The organism is Paenibacillus hubeiensis (genome assembly GCF_032334105.1).
Lineage (GTDB): Bacteria > Bacillota > Bacilli > Paenibacillales > Paenibacillaceae > Paenibacillus > Paenibacillus hubeiensis.
Genome location: NZ_JAVYAE020000001.1, coordinates 232,162 through 253,272, shown reverse-complemented (window position 1 = coordinate 253,272; position 21,111 = coordinate 232,162). Strand labels below are relative to the sequence as shown.

The 21,111-nt window shown below is 50.0% G+C and carries 25 protein-coding genes; 22 read left to right on the top strand and 3 right to left on the bottom strand.

Annotated elements, in window-relative coordinates:
* Positions 1 to 653 precede the first annotated feature (653 nt).
* From RSX24_RS01080 to RSX24_RS01025, 12 genes are all read left to right on the top strand, one after another.
* Positions 654 to 1,235, top strand: coding sequence for a P-loop NTPase family protein (locus tag RSX24_RS01080; protein WP_343259451.1), 582 nt, complete (start codon positions 654 to 656; stop codon positions 1,233 to 1,235).
* A 197-nt stretch (positions 1,236 to 1,432) separates the two neighbouring features.
* Complete coding sequence (locus RSX24_RS01075) at positions 1,433 to 1,975, top strand: GrpB family protein (RefSeq protein WP_343259450.1); 543 nt, start codon at positions 1,433 to 1,435, stop codon at positions 1,973 to 1,975.
* Between the two features lie 78 nt (positions 1,976 to 2,053).
* The gene (locus RSX24_RS01070; RefSeq protein WP_343259449.1) at positions 2,054 to 2,524 is read left to right on the top strand and encodes a hypothetical protein; all 471 of its coding nucleotides are present in this window, start codon (positions 2,054 to 2,056) and stop codon (positions 2,522 to 2,524) included.
* Positions 2,525 to 2,539: 15 nt separating this feature from the next.
* Positions 2,540 to 3,079, top strand: a complete 540-nt coding sequence (locus RSX24_RS01065; RefSeq protein WP_236417329.1) for a GNAT family N-acetyltransferase — start codon at positions 2,540 to 2,542, stop codon at positions 3,077 to 3,079.
* A 35-nt stretch (positions 3,080 to 3,114) separates the two neighbouring features.
* Complete coding sequence (locus RSX24_RS01060) at positions 3,115 to 3,525, top strand: DUF6157 family protein (RefSeq protein ID WP_343259448.1); 411 nt, start codon at positions 3,115 to 3,117, stop codon at positions 3,523 to 3,525.
* Positions 3,526 to 4,263: 738 nt separating this feature from the next.
* Positions 4,264 to 4,815, top strand: a complete 552-nt coding sequence (locus tag RSX24_RS01055; RefSeq protein ID WP_236417335.1) for a glutathione peroxidase — start codon at positions 4,264 to 4,266, stop codon at positions 4,813 to 4,815.
* 156 nt (positions 4,816 to 4,971) lie between these two features.
* Positions 4,972 to 5,835 (top strand): AraC family transcriptional regulator, encoded by an 864-nt coding sequence (locus tag RSX24_RS01050; protein WP_236417337.1) that lies wholly within the window; start codon positions 4,972 to 4,974, stop codon positions 5,833 to 5,835.
* A 65-nt stretch (positions 5,836 to 5,900) separates the two neighbouring features.
* Positions 5,901 to 6,659, top strand: coding sequence for an acyl-[acyl-carrier-protein] thioesterase (locus RSX24_RS01045; RefSeq protein ID WP_343259447.1), 759 nt, complete (start codon positions 5,901 to 5,903; stop codon positions 6,657 to 6,659).
* Between the two features lie 111 nt (positions 6,660 to 6,770).
* Positions 6,771 to 7,010 (top strand): YczO family protein, encoded by a 240-nt coding sequence (locus RSX24_RS01040; protein ID WP_236417341.1) that lies wholly within the window; start codon positions 6,771 to 6,773, stop codon positions 7,008 to 7,010.
* 126 nt (positions 7,011 to 7,136) lie between these two features.
* Positions 7,137 to 7,763, top strand: a complete 627-nt coding sequence (locus tag RSX24_RS01035; protein ID WP_343259446.1) for a nitroreductase family protein — start codon at positions 7,137 to 7,139, stop codon at positions 7,761 to 7,763.
* A 129-nt stretch (positions 7,764 to 7,892) separates the two neighbouring features.
* Positions 7,893 to 9,533, top strand: a complete 1,641-nt coding sequence (locus RSX24_RS01030) for an S-layer homology domain-containing protein (protein WP_339277662.1) — start codon at positions 7,893 to 7,895, stop codon at positions 9,531 to 9,533.
* 123 nt (positions 9,534 to 9,656) lie between these two features.
* Positions 9,657 to 10,625, top strand: a complete 969-nt coding sequence (locus tag RSX24_RS01025) for an NAD(P)/FAD-dependent oxidoreductase (RefSeq protein WP_343259445.1) — start codon at positions 9,657 to 9,659, stop codon at positions 10,623 to 10,625.
* Positions 10,626 to 10,741: 116 nt separating this feature from the next.
* Here RSX24_RS01025 and RSX24_RS01020 read toward each other — a convergent pair whose 3' ends face one another.
* The gene (locus RSX24_RS01020) at positions 10,742 to 11,299 is read right to left on the bottom strand and encodes a hypothetical protein (protein ID WP_343259444.1); all 558 of its coding nucleotides are present in this window, start codon (positions 11,297 to 11,299) and stop codon (positions 10,742 to 10,744) included.
* Between the two features lie 180 nt (positions 11,300 to 11,479).
* Positions 11,480 to 11,662, bottom strand: coding sequence for a hypothetical protein (locus RSX24_RS01015; RefSeq protein WP_343259443.1), 183 nt, complete (start codon positions 11,660 to 11,662; stop codon positions 11,480 to 11,482).
* A 95-nt stretch (positions 11,663 to 11,757) separates the two neighbouring features.
* On the opposite strand from RSX24_RS01015, the gene RSX24_RS01010 reads away from it, so the two are divergent.
* The 8 genes from RSX24_RS01010 to RSX24_RS00975 all read left to right on the top strand — a co-directional run bounded on the left by RSX24_RS01010 (position 11,758) and on the right by RSX24_RS00975 (position 17,820).
* A complete protein-coding gene (locus RSX24_RS01010; RefSeq protein WP_343259442.1) occupies positions 11,758 to 13,233 on the top strand; it encodes an FAD-binding oxidoreductase in 1,476 nt (491 codons plus the stop codon).
* Positions 13,230 to 13,772: an MFS transporter gene (locus tag RSX24_RS01005; RefSeq protein WP_343259441.1), complete on the top strand. Its 543-nt coding sequence runs from the start codon at positions 13,230 to 13,232 to the stop codon at positions 13,770 to 13,772. Before RSX24_RS01010 ends, RSX24_RS01005 begins: the two co-directional genes overlap by 4 nt.
* Positions 13,773 to 13,896: 124 nt before the next feature.
* The gene (locus RSX24_RS01000; protein ID WP_236417433.1) at positions 13,897 to 14,241 is read left to right on the top strand and encodes a DUF3243 domain-containing protein; all 345 of its coding nucleotides are present in this window, start codon (positions 13,897 to 13,899) and stop codon (positions 14,239 to 14,241) included.
* A gap of 176 nt (positions 14,242 to 14,417) precedes the next feature.
* A complete protein-coding gene (locus RSX24_RS00995; protein WP_343259440.1) occupies positions 14,418 to 14,984 on the top strand; it encodes a hypothetical protein in 567 nt (188 codons plus the stop codon).
* Between the two features lie 178 nt (positions 14,985 to 15,162).
* Positions 15,163 to 16,020: a heme o synthase gene (gene cyoE / locus RSX24_RS00990; RefSeq protein ID WP_236417351.1), complete on the top strand. Its 858-nt coding sequence runs from the start codon at positions 15,163 to 15,165 to the stop codon at positions 16,018 to 16,020.
* Positions 16,021 to 16,347: 327 nt separating this feature from the next.
* Positions 16,348 to 16,830 (top strand): tetratricopeptide repeat protein, encoded by a 483-nt coding sequence (locus tag RSX24_RS00985; protein ID WP_343259439.1) that lies wholly within the window; start codon positions 16,348 to 16,350, stop codon positions 16,828 to 16,830.
* Between the two features lie 30 nt (positions 16,831 to 16,860).
* Positions 16,861 to 17,061, top strand: a complete 201-nt coding sequence (locus RSX24_RS00980; RefSeq protein WP_236417354.1) for a hypothetical protein — start codon at positions 16,861 to 16,863, stop codon at positions 17,059 to 17,061.
* Between the two features lie 15 nt (positions 17,062 to 17,076).
* Positions 17,077 to 17,820: an AAA family ATPase gene (locus RSX24_RS00975; protein ID WP_343259438.1), complete on the top strand. Its 744-nt coding sequence runs from the start codon at positions 17,077 to 17,079 to the stop codon at positions 17,818 to 17,820.
* Here the strand turns inward: RSX24_RS00975 and RSX24_RS00970 are convergent.
* Complete coding sequence (locus RSX24_RS00970) at positions 17,817 to 18,725, bottom strand: LysR family transcriptional regulator (RefSeq protein WP_343259437.1); 909 nt, start codon at positions 18,723 to 18,725, stop codon at positions 17,817 to 17,819. The genes RSX24_RS00975 and RSX24_RS00970 overlap by 4 nt on opposite strands.
* Before the next feature lie 131 nt (positions 18,726 to 18,856).
* Between RSX24_RS00970 and RSX24_RS00965 the strand changes: the two genes are divergently transcribed.
* Both RSX24_RS00965 and RSX24_RS00960 read left to right on the top strand, forming a co-directional pair.
* Complete coding sequence (locus RSX24_RS00965; protein ID WP_343259436.1) at positions 18,857 to 19,789, top strand: DMT family transporter; 933 nt, start codon at positions 18,857 to 18,859, stop codon at positions 19,787 to 19,789.
* 179 nt (positions 19,790 to 19,968) lie between these two features.
* A complete protein-coding gene (locus RSX24_RS00960; RefSeq protein ID WP_343259435.1) occupies positions 19,969 to 21,027 on the top strand; it encodes a substrate-binding domain-containing protein in 1,059 nt (352 codons plus the stop codon).
* The last annotated feature ends 84 nt before the right edge of the window (positions 21,028 to 21,111 follow it).

The window sequence follows — 21,111 nt, the reverse complement described above, 5'->3', positions numbered from 1 at the left end:
ATAGTTGAATACTGTTTTAGCAACTGGTACGGTTAGAAAATAAGCTACTCCGTCTAAATAAGTAGAATAAAATAAATGTATCCCTTCATTGGGCTATAAGGGACGGACCCGCTTAATCCGAAGACAGGTGTTATCCCTAAGCTGAGTCCCGAGGTAATGTCTGTTATTCTCATATCTCCCAAAAAAGAAGTAGCAGGTACATTAAGTGAAATTGAATATTGAACGTTAGTTGCAGGAGGCTTTAAGGTCAGTGTTCCTGCGTCAACCACATAAACTTGATTTGGATTTATAAGATCAGATGATGGTTCTACTAATTGTAAAGGAATAGTGACTTTTTATCCTAATTCCAGTTTAAATGAAGAGAGGTCATCACTGGGTTGAAGAATTATATAAACCGCAAAAAACATACACATGTTAACAGAGAGGCAGAACCAATCTGGAGAAGCGAAGCGTTCGCGTTTATCACCGGATTTTCTCCTTAAAAAGGGGGAATCAAAAAAAATCTGGGAATAACTGGCGATCGGAAGATGGTACTGCACTCGCAGTGGCCTGTGTGATTGATTAGTGCGTTTTATATAGATTTTTGGGAGTAGTTAAATTTATCAGTTTCAGGTTGGGCAAACACTGATGTAGACAACGAAGGGACTAATGCAATGGAAAATATGAAAAAAATTCTAATCATCGGCATCGTTGCCAGTGGAAAAACAACATTAGCCAGAACATTGTCGCAGCACATAAACATCCCTTGGCATGAATTGGATGCCATCGTCCACCACCAGACGGAAAGTGGAAGGATCAAGAGAACGCCGGAAGAACAGATGAACGTCATTCATGATATTAACAAACAGGGAACATGGATTTTGGAAGGAACGGATCGTGCCTCCTATCAGCCACTGTATGATATGGCGGACACGATTATTTTTTTGGACCCCCCGTTATGGAAACGGAAAATCAGGATTTTCCTCCGCTTTGCGAAGCAAAGGTTCGGGATCGAGAAAGCAAACTACACCCCCGATCTGACGATGCTGCGAATGATGTACAGATGGACAAGAGAATTCGAGCAAAACCGCGACAGCTTCGAAACCAAACTGAAACGATACGAGAACAAGCTGGTGAGATTGCGTGATAATACGGACTTGGCTTGGGTTGCTCAGCGGCGACAATGCACAGGGGCGGTTGGGGCAGAGCGGCAGGAGACTGCGGCAGGAAATGAAGGAAAGGGGAGGACGAAATAAAGATTGAAGGGGACCGTGTGACTCTCTGCCAAATGACCGAAAAAGATTTGGATTTTGCGAGCGAATTGGAGTGTTATACAAATCTTTCGCTTCAGCATTCATTTTCCCGTGTATAATGGTGTAAATATATGATTTCTTGTACCATGAGTGCGCTTTCGCGTAAGCTTGGGCAAGATCGGGAGACGGGAGGTCAGGATGTGCAGGAGGCCATTATAGTGGTGCCCCATGATCCTTGCTGGGCAAACGAGTGTATGGAAATAGGCAGGCGGATCCGCGCAAGCATGGGGGAAAGTGCCATCCGGATCGATCATATCGGTTCTACTTCAATACCTGGCCTGGATGCCAAGCCGATCATTGATATTCAGATTTCGGTGCGTTCGTTGGATAAGCTGGATTGGAAACCTTTTTTAGAGCAGCTTGGGTACATGCATCGGGAGAATAATCCGGATCAAACGAAGCGTTATTTTCGGGAAAGCGGCAGCATGAGAAGAACGCATATCCATGTTCGAAAAGCAGGCAGCTGGTCAGAGCAGTGTGCACTGCTGTTCCGGGATTATTTGCGGGTACATCCGCAAGACAGTCAGTGCTATGCTCGGGAAAAATACAGGTTAAGCGAATTATACCGTCATGAACGGGAGCGATACGTCACGGCGAAGGAGCCGATCATCTGGGAAATTATGCGCAAAGCAAGCTTATGGAGTCAGCAGGCAGGCTGGGAGCCTGGAACAACGGATATCTAGCATGACGCCCTCTCTTCGTATACTGTCTAAACTGGGGCCTGTTGGAATTAAGCGAAAACGGGATTGGAGGTGCAAAGTTTGATTCATCCTGTATTGCTGCGGGAAGACATGTTAGCGGGATTTCGGGACAATGTGGCTCGTTATGCTTACCATCACGTCGTTCGGGAGGGAATGTTTTATCCGGATTGTGAGAGCCAAAGGTTTGCTATTCCGGAAGCCGATCAACTGGTTGAACGTTTCGCGAAATGTGATTTTCCAATCATTTGTCATGCTGGCAGCAAGAGTACCGAGAAGTTTTTTGATTATCATATCGCTTTGCGTTATGGAAAAGACAGCAGAGAAGCGTACGTTTACGAAATGATTGTGCGTGAAGATCGGGACGACAATGTTATTCGGGGCCTTCAAATGGCCTTTTATTATTTGACGTTGGACCGTTTCGGCCTCGAAATCATTGTTGTTGCTTGCCCGGCCACGGAGCTTGAGGCCATGAATGATATTCGCGTGGAGGCGGTGCAAGCGAACATCAGCCGATTGACGAAAAATAGTTGAAAAGGAAGAGATGCAATGATCAGACTCGAATATTTTACGACGAACGATATAACCCAATTGATCGAATGGAGCGGAGACGAAGCCTTTTTGCTGCAATGGGCCGGACCGCAGTTTCAATATCCGCTAACGGAAGAGCAGCTGCTGACTTACATGCAGGGCGCCAATGACTTTCAAGAGTCCGACAAGCTGATTTATAAAGTAGTGGACTCCGAAACAGGAGATACCATTGGGCATATTTCGCTCGGGGCCATCGATCGCTATAACCGTTCGGCTCGAATCGGCAAAGTGCTGATCGGCGGATCTTCCGCCAGAGGCAAAGGATTCGGAGTGCAGATGATCACGGAAGCATTACGCATCGGGTTCGACGAGCTGGGACTGCATCGCATCAGCCTTGGCGTATTCGATTTTAATCATAGCGCCATCAAGTGTTATGAGCGGGCAGGCTTCACGAAAGAAGGGCTGATTCGCGATGCAAGAAGGCATCATAACGAATACTGGAGTCTATGGGAAATGGGTATCCTTGAGCAGGAGTGGAGAGAGCGAAAACGTCCATAAGGTCCATAAGGTCCATAAGGGAGGGGATTTTAAGGATGAAAGATATGAACGAATACAATACGTTTATCGGCGTAGCCGAAGACTGTCCCGTTGCCGCAGCAGAAATTCCGCAGGCCAAAAAAGGCAGCAAAACCGTTCCGGTGCTCCACTACGAAATCATGGCCAATCATCCGTACGAGTATACGCAGATGGACGTTTTGTTCGAAGTCCATGCGAGGCGTAACGGGATCCCTGAAGCAGACCGGCAGGAGGAACGCGAAAGGTTCTTTTCTAAAGGCCAGCCCTGTCTGCGGACCTCTTCATTGGGCAAACGATACGGATGGGGCATACATCATAACGAACAAGGAAAGGTCGCTCTATACGCCATCGAATCAGACGAGTACCAAAGCCTGATTAACGATCCATCCCTTAAGCAGGTCAAGGCTATGCGTTCCCGTCGGGGGTAGTTCACGACCGTGCAATGAAACTCATCCCATCATTCCGTCTGGGAGGCGAATTCATAATAACTTTTATTGGATTTTGGAGGGTAGGGGGCAGATTTTTATACACATGAAGAGGTACAAGCATAACCGGGAGCGAATACTCAGCACTATTATTGTATTTTCAATTGCTTTGCCATTTTTTTTAGCCAACATGTTTTTTGGATTTTTCCCTGCATGGTTTTACACACGTCTATTTGGAATTGCATTTGGAATAGTGTTCACGGTTTCGGGCTTATTTCTCTCACTGAGACAAATAGGTAATAAATTTAAAAGAGTCTGCTGTAGAGTTCTGTTCGTTGTTGTAGGAGTCGTGGTAATTATACTAATGTATCCGGAGGCGTCTGCAGGTGTACTGGACTTGAAGGCATATTATTTGAAGGACTACAAAACAACCACAGGGTGTTCCGGATTACATTGGTTCTATGGGCAAAAAGATGAGGCAACAGACCATTGAATTAAATAATATTGAATTGATCAACACAAAGAGCGATAGTTCCTTGCATGACCGGACGAAGGTCTTAGAGATCACATATTTGCCACACAGAAGTTTGTTATTAACATTAAAGTAGTAGAGTGACATTCTGACAGAATGATAAGTACCTCGTTTTATCTTAACCAATACAAGAGGATAGATTTCGTATATAATGGATGCACACTAGATGTTGAAACAAATCAACTTACATAAAATCGCGAGGTGCACCTATGGCAACCATTTATGACTTCAGCGTTACCAAAACGAGCGGAGAACGGTTCCCGCTCTATCAATACGAGGGCAAGCCCGTCCTGATCGTCAACACGGCAAGCAAATGCAAATATACGCATCAGTTCGACGATATGCAAAAGCTGTACGACAAGTACAAGGACCAAGGGCTGCAGATCATCGGTTTTCCATGCAACCAATTTGCGGAGCAGGAGCCGGGAACAAGCGAGGAGGCGGCATCCTTCTGCCAGATCAATTATGGCGTCAAATTCCCGATGTTCGCGAAGATCGACGTGAATGGGGAGACGGCACACCCGTTGTACGATTTTCTCAAAAAGGCAGGTCCCTTTGCCGGATTCGACGAATCGGACATCCAGGCGAAGCTGCTGAAGCTGATGGTTGCCGACAAGGCGCCGGAATGGCTGCTTGGCGACGCCATCAAATGGAATTTCACCAAATTCCTGATCGATGCCGAAGGACGCGTCATTCAACGATTCGAGCCTATAGCCACGATGGAAGAGATCGAATCCAGCATTGAACGGGTTTTGCCGTAACCGGATACCGCCACGAAGGAGCTGCGGGAAATTAGCTGTACTTTATTTCGTCGCAGTCTCCAAAAATAGGGCCATGATATGCACCGTTATGCGGATGACGTCTCATGGTCTTTATTTCTGGCAACGGTCCCATCCTTCCAACAGGAGGTGTTCTGCATGCCGCGCATACTGAAAATCGGAGCTTCGCTGCAATACAATTACCGTTCCACCACGGCATATTTGCCGGTCGAAGACGGATTTCACTCCCATCCCCAATACGAGGTATACTACTTCCACGCAGGGGAGTGCACATACATTATCGGAGACCGCGTGTATGTTTTGGCGCCGGGCGATCTGGTGCTCATGCACGGCATGACGCTGCATCGTCCGCATCCAATGCCGGATACGACCTATGAACGGACGACGCTGCATTTCGACCCATCCGTCATTCGCGGCAGCTTGCATCCCGATCGGGCCTTTGAGGTGCTTCAACCTTTTGAGGAACTCGGCAATTGCCGCCTGAACCTGCAAGGCGAAGAACGCACGGAATTTGAAGGGCTGTTGTTTGAATTTCATCGAATGTTGTCAGGTAAGGGCAGCTTCCGACAGGAACGATTGAACATTCGGCTCTGCGATCTGTTATATTTTGTGGCCGACCTTTGCCGGAGCAGTCTGAAGGAGCACCGTCCTTCCTCGGAAAAGGAAAAGCACGTCCAGCACATCCTGCGTTACATTGACATCCATTACATGGACGATATCGGCCTGGATGATCTGGCGGGCGAATTGCATCTGTCCAAGCCTTATCTGGCAGGACTGTTCAAAGAGATGACGGGCAGCACCGTCTTCAAATACGTGTTCGATCGCCGCATCAATCAGGCAAAGCTGCTTTTTCAGCTTGACCCCGAAATTAGCGTTACGGAGGTAAGTCGTTTATCCGGCTTCAAACGGTTGTCCCATTTCAGCCGGATGTTCAAACAATCGGTGGGCTGCACGCCCGATCTGTACCGCACTCGCATCCAAGGCGGTCAAGATATGGCGTGATTTGCTGATCGGGACAAGGCGGACATCCGAACACGCAACATTAAATCGTAAAAGGAGGGAGCTCCGTGCCAACGGAATCATTGTACACCCGCGCATATCGGATCGGCTCAGCCGATTCGGATTACATGTCGCTCTATCGTCCATCGGCGCTGCTCGAACATATGCAGTTGGCCGCAGACGGGGATCTCTCTTCCATGGGCATCACCGTGTCCGAAATGCTGGCGCAGGGTCTGGGCTGGATGCTGCTGACCACGGATCTGACGATACTTCGTCCGGCGCGGCTGGAGGAAGAGGTTTCGCTTCAGACTTGGCATAAAGGCAATAAAGGGGTGATGTGGCTGCGGGATTTTGTGTTGTCCGACAACCAGGAAAACGTCATTGCGGAAGCACGCACCACTTGGGCACTGGTCGATATGCAGAAACGAAAGCTGCTGCGTCCAACGGCGCTGCCCTTCGAAGTTCGATCGCATCCCGCCCGATCGCTTGGCGACATTCCTGCGAAGGTATCATTGCCGGATTCGCTGCAAACATGGGAAGCCGATCGATTTGAAGTTCGATATAGCAGCACGGACAGCAACGGTCATATGAACAATGCCCGTTATGCTGATCTTTGTTGCGATACGCTCACGACGGAAGAGCTGGAAACCGGAATCCGGCGTTTGCAAATATCGTACCATCGCGAGGTGCGCATGCATGAACAAGTCGTCGTGGAAAGAAGCGCCGTTGTGGATAACGGCATTTGGGTTCGAGGAATGGCTCCGGAAGATCGCGGTACGATTTTCGAAGCCCGACTGACCTTAAACGAAGCAGACACGAGTCGTTAATACCATTTGCCGTAACCGAGCCATTCGCATATGCGGATGGCTTATTTGCCGTGTTTAGATCGCGGAAAGAAAAGGTAAAGAATGGGTAACACTTTAGAGGAGGCGTTTCGCATGAAGCATGAACCATCGAAATTACGGCAGGAATCCCCGCAGCAGGCTAACCATGATAATCCGGAGCAGTTCCCAACGGAGGAACGACATATGCTGGACCGGTTCGAGGAGGAGCAGACGGTAGACCCAATCCCCCTTGAGGATCTGAACATGGAGCAGCAGGAGGAACAGGACAAGGACGCGACCAAGGCCAATTCGTCTACCGAGGAGAAATACCGCGCGGATTATCGCAAGCGATAATGGTTATAATCCAGAAGGTAATCCATTGAATGCAACTCGATGTAACATTGGATTTAAATCCAAGGTAAAATAATATAGCTTATTGACTAACGTTCGTTACTATATTATAGTTACCAAGAGAGCATAATGAAAATTTTGGGAGGCGAATGGATAGTGACCACGTTTATTGACGCTTTGAAAAAAAGAAGATCGTTTTATGGCATTAGCAAAGAATCCACCATTTCGGATGCACGAATTCAGGAAATCGTTGAAGAAGCCGTGAAATACACGCCAACTTCGTTCAACTCTCAGACGTCCCGCGCAGTTGTGCTGCTCGGTGAGCAGCATGATAAATTGTGGAACCATACGGAAGAAATTTTGCGCGAAGTAGTCGGCAACGAAGAAGCATTCCAATCGACTGCGGAGAAAATGGCCTCGTTCCGCGCAGGATACGGTACCGTACTGTACTTCGAGGACAACAATGTCATCGCTCAGCTTCAACAAAACTTCGCCTCTTATGCGGACAATTTTCCGATTTGGGCGAACCAATCCAACGGCATGCTTCAACTGGTGATCTGGACGGCGTTGGAAGAAGAAGGACTCGGCGCCAGCTTGCAGCACTACAACCCGCTGATCGACGAAAAGGTTAAACAAGAATGGAACATTCCGGAGCATTGGAGACTGATCGCGCAAATGCCGTTTGGCAAACCGACAGCTACCCCTGGCGATAAAGAGTTCCAACCGATCGAAGAGCGCGTAAAAGTATACAACTAAGCCACGGATGAAGCCGCTAACGGCTTTGGCGCGGATTTGAATCATTACCAACATTTACACACATACGGCCTCGCTTCAATCTGATACGATGATACAAGATCGTAAACCATTGAAGCGAGGCTTTTGCATGTGAACGAACAACCGATAAAGCAAGTCCGGCGATGGACCCGGACGGCGATAGCCCTGCTGGGCGTATTTTCCATGTCCATATCCACTTTTACGGGTTGGGCACCGAGCGTGCAAGCTGCGGCTGCCAAGACCTTTTTTACGGATACCGCCAACAGCTATGCGAAGGAAGCGATCGATTTGCTCGTAAGCGAAGGCATTGCGACAGGCACATCCAGCACGCGTTTTGAACCGAAAAAAGCGGTCAGCCGCGCGGAGTTTGCCGCATTTGCAGTTCGCTTGCTCGGGTTGGAGCCCGTGAGCAACGACATTAACCCTTACAGCGATATCAGCAAAAGCGCATGGTACTACGGCAGCGTGGCCGCCATGACGAATTTGTCCATATTGGAAGGAAAAGGACAAGGGACTTTTCAGCCCGGTGCTTCCATTACCCGCGAAGAAGCGGCGGCATTGCTGTCCAGAATGCTTAAACGGCAGTCCACGTCCAGCGCTTCGCTGAATGCGCTATACAAGGATGCTGCGAGCATTTCCGATTGGGCGCGGCCCTATGTGCAAAATGTTTATGTGCTGGGATTGATGCAAGGCAGCGACGGCTTGTTCCGTCCGAAGGACAAGGTTACCAGGGAAGAGGCGGCGATGATGCTGTCCGCCGTATTGCAGAAGCCGGTGTGGTACAGCCAATTGAAGGGTACCGTCTCGGAGGGCATTCAATTGGGGTGGCAATATGATTCCACAACGTCCGAATTCAAGCAGCAAGTCGCCCGATCTCCCGTCAACACGCTGGTTCCGCGATGGTTTTTCCTGAATGGCAGCATGCAGCTGACCAATCAGACGGATTCCTCGCTTTTGAATTGGGCAGAGGCAACGGGACGCCAGGTATGGCCGCTGCTCGGCAACCGTTCGAATGCAGCGTTAACCCATCAGATGCTGTCCAGCGCGACCAACCGGAATTTCGTGATTTCCCAAATTACGGCGTACGTGAAACAATACGGTTTGGAAGGCATCAACGTTGATTTTGAAAATGTGCTGCCCGAAGACCGTGCCAACATGACCGTATTTATTACTGCGTTAACCGCTTCGCTGCACGCGGCAGGAGCTGTCGTTTCTGTTGACGTTTCCCCTGACCTGGGCACGGATTGGACAGAAGCTTTCGATTATGCCGCTTTGGGCGAAGTCGCCGATTACATGATCCTGATGGGTTATGAAGAGCATTGGAACGGTTCTCCCAACGCTGGCTCCGTGGCCTCGCTGTCCTGGCTCGAACAGGCATTGGACACGATGCTTTCGCAGATGGACAGCGCCAAAATCATTGTGGCATTGCCGCTTTATACGCGAGATTGGTCACTGCTTACGCCTGCCACGGGTTCATGGGACATCACGCTTGGCGAACAAGGGAGCAGGTCGCGTACCGCAGGCACGACGAAACATTGGGATGACGACGTTTGGCAATATGTGCTCAAATATGTCGCAAACGGCACGTCCAGGGCGATCTGGGCGGAAGAGGCGCGTTCCCTTTCGGTCAAAACCGGCATGATCAGCGAGCGCGGCATTGCGGGTTTGGCGTATTGGTACATGGGTGGGGAAACCGAGGATGTATGGAAGGCCATCTCCAATGCAATTCGCTTCGAATCCTATCGGTTCTAATCCATATTCATTTATAAAAGCGATGAAGCAACCTGAACGAACCTTGAATCATCGGGGCGTTTGGGTTGTTTTCGTTTGGTGTAAAATATATAACAGCGTGCAGAGTGATTGGAGGAGAGAATCATGCGGGATGCAGATTGCATCATCGTGGGTGGCGGCATTGCAGGATTGCAGGCAGCCATACAATTGGGACGGTACAGCGTCCATAAAGTGTTGGTCGTGGATGACGGCCAAGGGCGTTCATCGCGCTGCCGTTCTTATCATAACATCATTGGTTTTCCCGAAGGTGTCTCGGGCGCCGAATTAAGAGCCAAAGGCAGAATGCAGGCGGAACGGACAGGCGTTCTTTTCGAACAGGACCGCATTGTCCGCGCCGAACGGCGAGGGGAACGGATATGGCTTGCAGGTTCTGCGGGACGCCAATACACGGCCTCTGCCGTGCTGCTTGCCACAGGCCTTTCGGATCGAATACCCGACATTTCCGGAATCACGGCCACGCTGGGCAAGTCGGTGTATGTCTGCCCGGACTGCGACGGATACGAAATACAGAACCGCCGAACGATTCTGATGGGATCCGGGGAGCCCGGGGCGAGCATGGCGTTGACGCTCATTGAGCGTACGCGTGAGCTGATGTATATTAACCATGAACAGATGCCGATCTCCGCTGAATTGCATCGGAGCATGAAGCAGGCTGGCGTTCGATACCTGGAGGCTGCGGTAAAGGAGGTTCGGCATGCGGGAGATGGATGGATTCAAGGCGTGGTGACGGAGGACGGGCAGCATTTTGACGCAGAGCGCGGTTTTGTCGCCTTCGGCGGCAATCAGGTTCACTCCGGTCTGGCCCGCCAATTGGGTGCGAAAATCGCGGACAACGATCATGTCCATGCTGACCCGAGGAGCATGCAAGCTGCGCCGCAGGTGTGGATTGCAGGGGACCTCGGCATCCATGCGGAACAGGCTACCGTTGCGATGGGCGAAGGCGCCATTGCAGCCATCTGGATTCACAAAGCGTTGAAGCAGCTGCGGCAGCAGGAGCAGCAGGAGCTCCAGTCGAAAATGGCGGATGTCCCGGCACGCGCAAAATTCGATTGACAAGCGGCGAGGGTTTCCGGGTACAGCGTTCGTGACATTGAACATTAAAAAGGATGGGTGCGAAACCCATCCTTTTTTACGATTTGTTAGACACGCAGCAGTTACAAAGAATGAAATTACGGTATTTGTCCGGCTGCGATATATTTATCTTTTGTAGCATTCCATGTGTATGTGGCTGCCGCCAAATTCCATCCGCCCTCGGGCAGGTACTTTTTCCAGGATTGCTTGATCTTCCCGTCTTTTTGGATATCAACCCCTTGATCTCCCATCACAGAGAGCTTTTTCTGCAAGGTGCCATTTTTATATTTATAGGCGTACAGTTGCGTGTTAGACGGAAAGTAACCAAATGTAACGGCTACATGTTTTTCTTTTTTAGAAGCTTGATAGATATGTATACTCGGGGATTCAAATTCTTCGTCACCAACAATATCGGTATCGATTAGCACGACCGTTCCCTTGGCGTTAACGAGATAAAAGTTGCCGGATGCCGTCAGCATAAAATGCTCTTTTTTATTGTCCCCGTTCAAATCTGCGGATTTTAACAGGGTCACTGTTTCACTAGGATATTTCTTTTTCAGTAACGCTTTTGGATCCGTGGCCGCTTCTGCACTCAATGGTGCGAGTGTCAGCCATGCAACGAGGATGGTACAACATAGAACGATCATTTTTCTCAAGATACTCTTCCTTCCTGTTTATCATCTTCGAACATTCTATCAGAACGATGGCGTTTTATCCATTTCCATTGTAAATGTCCAACCGATCGTCATGAAAAAATTCAAAAGCCAAAAAGCCCTCCCCCATGCGGGGGAAAGGCGATATTGTGGAATTTATACGTTTCATCTTAAATATACTTATTATTTTTCTTTGGAATGGCCTTTTTTACGGTTTGCTCCCGAGATGTTGTCCATAATCTCTCCAACCGCATTCTCGATCATATCCGTAGGTCCCGGATTGTAGTCGTCAGGGTCGGACATCTCGTTGACATTAGGCTTCAGCTCCCATTCGTGCTTGTTATGTTCTTTTTCATGGTTGCTCACTATGCATTCCCTCCTCATTTTGGTTAATCTGGGTATTCCTTAACATCTCCAGCCGTTGTAATCTATATGTATAAACATTAACCATGGTTGTTGCTTTGAAACGTTGGGAAAAGGGAGGAGGGGACGGCCTGAAGAAAACGATCGCCCTTTTGCTGCTCATATTCCTGTGCGTTTGGACCTATTGGCGGACAGATGGCGATGATCAAAATCCGTTTCTCATTACGGACTATAGCCGCCTGCATCCTGTCAAAGTGGAACGCGTTGTGTCAGGACGGGAGGAGCAGCAGTTGATCCAACTCGTCCGCGAAGCGAAGGAACGGAATTTGACGATATCCATTGCAGGGCAGCGTCATAGCCAAGGAGGGCACACCTATTACGAGGACGGCATCGTCATTGACATGTCCGCATACAATAAAGTGTTGGAGGTTGATCCCGAGGCCCGCACCATTCGCGTTCAAGCCGGAGCATCCTGGGCGGACGTTCAGCATGCCATTCATCCATATGGCCTTTCGGTCAAGAACATGCAGTCGCAAAACATTTTCACCGTCGGTGGCTCAATCAGCGTGAATGCGCATGGGCGCGATCTCCGTAACGGGTCGTTAATTCAGAGCGTGCAATCTTTTCGGCTGCTTACGGCGGATGGCCGGGTCAGGGATGTCAGCCGAGCCAATAACGCCGAGTTGTTTCCGCTGGCGCTGGGAGGGTACGGTTTGTTTGGCCTGATCCTCGATGTGACCTTAAGCCTGACTGATGATGAGGTTCTACAATTGACGACGGACCGTTTGCAGGCCGAAGAATACCCCGATTATTTCCGTCGCCAAGTGCTGGGGGACGAGCGTGTACGTTTGCATTTGGCCAGATTATCGGTGCAGCCAGGTGAAGGATATTTCAGGGAGATGTATGCTCTCAATTACGTTACCGATCCTGAAGCGGACTTGAACGATTATCGTCGCCTTGAAGGCCGCGAGCAAGGGGTGCTTCCTGCCAAAATTCTGTTTAACCTAAATCGCGAATTTGCATGGGGACGGGCCTGGTTCTGGCCGCTGCAGCAGCGGTATTTCGAAGCGCAGGAAGGCAAGCGGTTAAGCCGAAACAATGCGATGGCTTCCGAATCGGCGTTTATGGAATATCATCAGCCAGGGGAGAATGATCTGCTGCAGGAATATTTCATCCCTGTAGATGCTTTTCCGGCATTTGTGCGGGAGATGGGGGAGATCGTTGCAGGAGAAAACCTGGATTTGCTGAACGTCACGGTACGTTACGTTGGAAAAGATGACGAAGCTGTGCTGTCCTACGCGACCGAAGACATGTTCGGACTCGTATGCCTTTTCCATGCCTCGCTTTCGAAGGAGGAGCAGGACCGCTTTCAATCAGGGCTTCGGAAGATCATTGATGCGGCAATCCGGCATGATGGCACATATTATTTGCCTTATTATGCTTACCCGTCATTGTCCCAATTTAGGCGAGCCTATACGCGGAGCGGCGAATTTTTTGCGGCCAAGGACCGATATGATCCGCAGCACGTATTTATGAATTATTTTATGGAACAGTACGGAGGAGATCACCAATGAACAATATCAGATGGCTGGTCCGTTCGCAGAGCATCGTCACGCTGGCGTCCGGCATGATCTATCCCTATTATCTCCTCTTTCTCAAAAATCTCGGCAACAGCTACTCCAAGTACGGATTGGCTTTTGCCGTGTTTACGATCAGTTCGGCTGCCGTTTCGCAGTGGCTCGCTCCGCGAATGGATCGACAGGCCAGGCAGATGCTGGCGGTCAGTGCCTTCGGCATGGCCGCAGCGATGCTTGCATTTCCTTGGGTAGGCTCGTATATTTGGGTATTGTTGCTTCAGATGTTGATGGGGCTGTGCAATGCCATGCAGCGCATGAGCGAGCGGGTACTGCTCGCGGACTACACGGAACCGGGTCGGCGGGGGCACGCTGTAGGACATTATCACTTTTGGACCGCGGCCGCTTCGGGATTTGCCGTTATTATGGGAGGTATGCTCATTGATTGGCTGACGATTGATGTTTTGTTTTATCTGAGCGCTCTTTTGTATGTGATGTCCGGCATAGCGGTATGGCGCGCAAGCCAACCATCCGTGTAAATAAATGGGCAAAATTCGAAATCGCCTGATCGAACCAAAGCTTTCTGATTAATCTTCGCCAAGACGTTTATATTAACGGTATGGGCAAGACCAAATCCGACAAGCTTAGGAGGAATCAACCATGATGAATGAAGACAATCATGTTATTCGCAAAGACGGCCAGGTGGAACTGGGACAAGTAGAGGATGCCGTAAACCGGATTGCTCCGGAACAACGCGAGCAGATTCTGCACAATTTCGAAACTTTCAAGGAGTATCTTGCTAAACGCATTGCCGTAGGCGAAGCGATTGGCCTCGGGGAAGAACAGATGGCTCGCATCGCGGAGAAGGTTGCCGATTATCTTGCGGCCAACGAGGAACCGCGCAATAGCGAAGAGAAGCTCCTTCAGGAGCTTTGGAGCGTAGGCCGCGAAGAGGAACAGCATATGCTTGCACACATGCTGGTTCGTCTGGCCCAACGGGCACATTGACACATTAATCATTAATCGGGAGATTTCTCAAGGAACCCTGGGATTGAATCAAGCACGCCCGGGGTTCCTTGTTCATGGAAGCCGGATTGTAACCATTTTTCAACTTATATGATACTTTTGATCTTTATAACTGAAGTATGATGTAGGAAGTAAAGTGATTAAGGGGAGATGCTGCTATGAAGAACGCGGCAAAACAATGGAAATTTCGGTGGATTGGCGCAGGCGTTGCTTTGCTGGGCATCATGGTGATTGCTGCATATTTATGGACTCCGGCCAAAGCGGAGGGAATCACGGCAACATCGCTTTCCACCGCAAAGGAAACGTTGGCAACCAATTCGGAGACGTACACCGCTTACGTCGATGGCATACAACAGGAGAACGGCAAGCTGTTCCTGATCGTAGACAAAATCGGCTGGTACCAAGGCGAAGAGGCTGACACCATATTCGAGCAGCGCAACCCCGATTCGGGATTGGATGGAGCCCCGGATGGTTATTATATTGTGAATGACAGCAAAGAACAGGAAAAGGTTGAAGTTCAAGCAGATGCCGAAGTGCTGATGCAGCTGTATGACCGGGACGGTACATATGCCGGAGCGGACATTCAGTGGAACGAACCTGTGACATTGAATAAATTCGAATCGTTGTATGACAACAAAACCATCGTGGATCTGTCCGTGTTTCCGTATCATCTGACGGTGAAGGATGGACAAGTGGTCAAAATCGTACAGCAATATATTCCATAATATACATGAAGCCTAAAGCTTTTCAAAGAAAAGACCTCCGTTTTCTGAACGGAGTTTTTTTTGTCCATTTTTCACGGAAGACGGTATGAGAAAAATCATAGAAACATTGTAATTGTCAGGAACAGCATGTATCATTATTGGAATGGTGTTTGTATTCCGTTCAGGAGGCTGCTTATTCATGCTTAAAGACATGATTGCACTAACGAAGCCCCGATTGCTGCGGCTGAATGTGTTTGCTGTGGTGGTCGGTTATTGGGTTGCTTCAAAGTGGGATATCGACTGGTTATCCCTGCTGATGGTGATTATTGGCTCTACCCTGGTCATTGCCTCAGCATGCGTCATCAACAACTATTGGGACCGTGAATTGGATCAGAAAATGGAACGGACGAAAAAGCGGATCGAGTACATCAATCATCTGAACCCCGGATTTGTGTTGGGTTACGGCCTCGTGCTGGGGCTGGCCGGCTTTGCCGTATTGTATGTGCTCGTGCATCCGTTGTCGGCTTGGCTTGCTCTCGGGGGATGGTTTGCGTATATTGTCGTGTACACGATCTGGCTTAAACGCAGCTCCACATGGAGCACCTCGCTCGGCGGAATCGCGGGCGCGATGCCGCCTGTCATCGGTTATTGCACAGTGACCGAACAGGTGGATGCCGGCGCCTGGCTGCTGTTTGCGCTTCTGTTCCTGTGGCAGCCGCCACATTTCTGGTCGCTTGGCATCCGCAGAGTTGAGGAGTATCGCGCAGCCGGATTCCCGCTTTTGCCTGTAGTGAAAGGCATCAAACGGACCAAAATTCAGATGATTCCTTACGTGCTGCTTTTGCTGCCTGCAGTTATTCTGCTTTATCATTACGATTACGTTGGAATCGTTTTTCTCATCGTGTCGACGGTGGGGGGATTGATTTGGTTGGTACATACGCTCTCCGGGTTACGCTCCCAGGATGATGAGAAATGGGCGAAAACGAATTTCCTCATTTCCGTTAATTACCTGATGCTGGTATTTATCGTTATGGTAGCGAATACAACTTGGGCTTAACATGCGGGGGAACGATGGCAGTTACGACTGCGACGCTGCCTTCGTCCTGCGAGACCACAGAATGATCGAACATCCCGCAACAAGGAAGAGGGTGGATTTCAGCCCGTGTCCTTGCTCACGGCGGGGTGTTTTTGGTTTGTTCAAGAAGCAGAACCAATCTGAAGAAGCAAAGCGGTCGCTTAAAAGCTTTCGGAAAGAAACCTGAAGCGGAAGCATAGGCGGGTCACCGGATTAATATAAAATGCACCAGATTTTTTTCATGGTAATGACCTGATAAGGAATTTTTTGTATAATTAAAGAGATCGACATGGAAAGGGTTGTGTCAGAATGGCGGCATTAGAGCAGGCTATTTTGTTAAGAGAGCAGGGGAAGGCGGAAGACGCCATTAAATCCATGCAGCAGATTGCGCTGCGCGAACCCGATAATGCGCAGGTATGGTATCAATTGGCTTGGGCGTATGATTCACTTGGTTTGGAGCGGGAAGCCGTTCCTTATTATGAGAAAGCGTTGAATCTTGGCCTTGTCGGAGAAGACCGTGCCGGAGCCATGCTTGGCCTTGGCAGCACCTATCGCACGCTGGGTCAGTATGAGGAAGCAAAAGCGTGGCTGGGGCGGGGGATCGATGAATTCCCGGAACGTGGCGAGTTCGAGGTATTTTACGCGATGGTGCTGCATAATCTTGGCGAGCATGCCGAAGCGATGAAGCGGCTGCTGCTCATGCTGGCCGACACTTCAAGCAACGCAGGCATTCAAGCGTATAACAGAGCCATTCGCTTTTACTCGGAGCAACTGGATCGGGTGTGGGAATAGCAAGTCCATTAGCGGAGGGGAGACGAAGGAATGGACAAGGAAACGCAACAAATCCACGAAAGACTGGATCGGATGGAACGAAAACTGGATGAACTGGCTCGAAACAGGCAGGACTTTGGACCGCAGCGTTCCGGGGCTGCCAGGTTTTTGATCGGATTTGGCGTTGTCGTTGCGGTGCTGTTCGTTTTAATGACATTGATCGGAGTTCTGCAATTCGTAAGCAATGGATGAGAGAGGGGGGACGGCATGCCTTTTTTGAAAAGAGTGCTGCTGGACTGGTCGGCACGCCCACCCATGAACCGCGATAATTTCCCTTATAACATCGCGGCTTTGCGTCAGATCGAACAATTGGAATTCTCGCACAATGTCACGTTTCTTGTAGGTGAGAACGGATCAGGCAAATCGACGCTGTTGGAAGCGATGGGTGTATCCTGCGGCTTCAGCATTGTCGGCGGCAGGGATCTCGTCATTCGTCGTGACAAGGATGATGCATCGTTGTCCGAGATCATGACGCTGCAATGGCTGCCCAAGGTGAATCAGGGATTTTATTTTCGGGCAGAGACGTTCGACACCTTTGCCAAATATATCGATGAACTGGCTGAAGAGCCATTTGTGGGGCGTGCGGCGTATGCCCCGTACGGTGGTGTTTCCTTGAATGAACGCTCTCACGGTCAGGGTTTTCTGGAGTTTTTTGCAGGACGATTCAGCGAGAAGGGATTGTATTTGCTGGACGAGCCGGAATCGGCCCTGTCGCCGCAAAATCAGCTTGTTCTATTACGCATGATGCATGATCTGGAACGGAGCGGCAAAGCCCAGTTCGTCATTGCCACGCACTCTCCAATCCTGATGTCTTATCCCGGAGCGACCATCTATCACTTCAACGAAAATGGTGTGGAGTCCGTGGACTATGAAGAGACGGAGCATTTTCGCCTGACCCGCGATTTTCTGAACAATCGGGAGGTATACCTGAATCGTCTCTTTGAAAGTTAATGTTCTAAGGCAAGCCAATCCTGAACTGCTGCAATAAAGCGGTGAGCTGCTGGAGAAAGATTGTCGAGCGACGGGCAAGTCAGGCCAATCGTGCGGAACGGATCCCCTTCCAGAGGAATCAGCGCGAGCTCATGCTCGTGGCCTCGCAGGACCATTTCCGGCAGCAAACTGATGCCAAGGCCGTTCTGCACCATCGCCATGATGGCTTGATCTTCGGCTACCTCATATATGATGTCCGGTTTGGCAGCATATTGTCTGATCAGCCGTTCGATTTCGTTATCCCCGCCCCATTTCGGCATGATGAACGGCTCCGAGAGCAGCAGCTCGAAGGGGAGCGTTTCGGCGGTCGAGAGTGGGTGATCCAGGGGCAGAATGCACATCATCCGATCTTTGCGCAGCTCAATGGAGTCGTAAGGGAGGGAGTCTCCCAAAGAAAGAAAACCGAGATCGATGGCTCCACTGGCCAGCCAAGCGGATATCTCCGCATAATCTCCCTCCCATAATTTGATTCCGATCCCCGGATGCTGCACGCGGAATTGTTTCAAAATGCCGGGCAGCCACTGCGTCGACACACTTGCAAACGTTCCGATGCGTACCGTCCCCGTTTCTGCCCCGCGGATGAGCGACATTTCCTGATTCAACAGCTCGGCCCAGCGCAAAATCTCCCGGATGTACACGATCATCCGTTCTCCGTCGGCCGTCAGGCGTACCCCGGAGCGCCCGCGATGGAGCAGGGAGAATCCACACTCCGATTCGAGGCTGGAAATGGCGTGACTCACCGCGGATTGCGTAATATTTAGCGCCTCTGCAGCCCTTGTCAGACTTCCATATTCAATGACGGCATTCAGAATTTCATATTTAACCAGCGACATGATGGAGACCCGAACCTTTCCTGAATAATACATGAAATGATTTCATGTTATCCATTATAAACATTCGTTTTCATAATGCAAAAAGATCGGATATACTTGCCAAGGCGAGAATGCCAAATACATATTCCGCATCACAAAATATATGGGACCAAGGTAGAGACAGAATGGAATCATCATCAGGGAGAACACGGGGGCAGGCAGCAAGAAGGGCCGATCTGCAAATGCTGCTCGCCACGATCATTTGGGGATCATCGTATTTGTTTATGAAATCAGGGCTCGCATCGATTCAGGAACTGAATCTGATTGCTTTGCGTTTCGCCATCGCGTTTATCGTTGCAGCCGTCATCTTTCACCGGAGGCTGCTGCGGGCGGATCGGAAAACGTGGATCGCGGGAGCCGTGATGGGTACGGTATTGTTTGCGGCATTTGTGCTGATTACGTACGGGGTGCAGCGGACCAGTGCGTCGCAGGCAGGTTTTTTGATTAGTCTCGCGGTCATTTTTGTGCCGATTCTGATGACGATCATCCATAAAAAAATGCCGGATGTACGGCTCGCTGCAAGCATTGTTTTGGCCGTGAGCGGGCTGGGGCTGCTTACGCTGCAGCATGAGCTTCGTTTGCACATCGGAGACGTGCTGTGCATTTTGGCCGCATTGGTTTATGCCATTTATATCATCATTGCCGGTAAATACACGCCGAAACATGATCCGCTTACCCTGGGAACGATTCAGCTTGGCATGGCCGCCGGATTGGGCATCGCTGCAGCATTTCTGTTCGAAACGCCGCACCTTCCTGACAGCGCGGAAGCGTGGGCAGCGATTTTGGGGCTTGGCATTTTGTGCAGCGGGATCGGGTATATTCTGCAGACGTTGGCCCAGCGCCATGCTTCTCCGGCGAGAACAAGCCTCATCTTTTCGCTGGAACCGCTGTTTGCCGCAGCTTTTGCGTTTATTTTTCAAGGAGAACAATTAACGTTGCAAGGATATACCGGAGCAGCTTTAATGCTGCTTGCCGTGCTGGTTGCGGAGCTTAAAGGATTGGATGCGATGTACCGACGGCGGAAAAGGAGCACGTCTGCGAACGAAATGCATATATGATGGAAACGGATGAAGTCCGGGAGTCGCCCTGCCAAAGGCCGCCCCCGGCTTTTTTTTGTTTAATGATTGCTGTTAGCGGGAAAGAACATAACAAAACAAACAAAATGATAACTTGTTTTGTTATGTATAATGTTTTGTGCTACACTGGAAACAAAAAAAAGGAAAACAGGGTGAATGGGATGGGCAAAAAAGTAACGATGCAGCAGATTGCCGATGCGGCAGGGGTATCCAAATTTGCAGTGTCCCGCGCGTTGACCGGCAAACCGGGCGTAAGCGAGCAAACCCGGGAGATGATTATGCGGACCGCTGCGCAATTGGGCTATTTCAAGGCCGAGCCGAAGCGTTCTTCATTGGGGGGAGAGCCTGAGCGGGACGCCAAAGGGGAGCAAAGCGGAACGGTTCTCATCTTGTTTCCCAACATCCGCTCCCAGAACCGTTCATCCCTATATTGGGGACCGGTCTTCGATGGCATCTCGGCTCGCCTGAACGAGCTGGGCATGGACATCCTGACGCTGACCGAACCGTCCTCGGAGCGCATGTTCTCGGTGCTGAATCCCGAAGCGATCAGCGGCGTCATTACGGTCGGTTCGATTTCGACCTCCATGCTGCTGGAGGTATACAGGCTGCACATCCCGCTGGTTATGGTTGACCACGAGGAGCCGGCGATCCATGCCGATTCGATATTCACGGACAACATGAAATGCATGAGGGAGTTGGTCCTGATGCTGATCGGCACAGGGTACAAGCGCTTCCAGTTTGCCGGGAAACTGCCGGATGCCGCCAGCTTCAGGGAACGTTGGCTCGGCTATCGTTCCATGCTGGAAGAAATGCAGATCGAGGGGCAGCAGCGGACGGAATTGCTCGGACCGGATCATGGACATATTGAGGCAGCCATTGGCGAAATGCCGCTCGAGGAACTTCCGGAAGTCTTCGTTTGCGACAACGATCTGACGGCTTCCATCGTGCTGGGTGCACTAAGAAAGAAAGGGGTGCCGGTCCCGGAACGCTGCGCGGTAACCGGGTTCGATGACACCCGAACCGACGAGCCGATTGTGGCTACCGTTCGCGTCGACAAGGAGAACCTGGGAAAGCGGTCCGTGGACCAGTTGTTATGGCGCATGGAAAACCCTGACGTGCCGGCAGAACGTAAGCTTATATATTCCGAACTTGTGGTAAGGAAAGAATACCATGCGATACTTCATTCAGAACAATTGCAAAACGCCAACAAAACAGATTGACTGAATAGATAAAAACATGTTAATTTTGTTTTGTAAGTTATTTCGTTTTATAATAACAGAACATAACAAGATAACCGATATAAA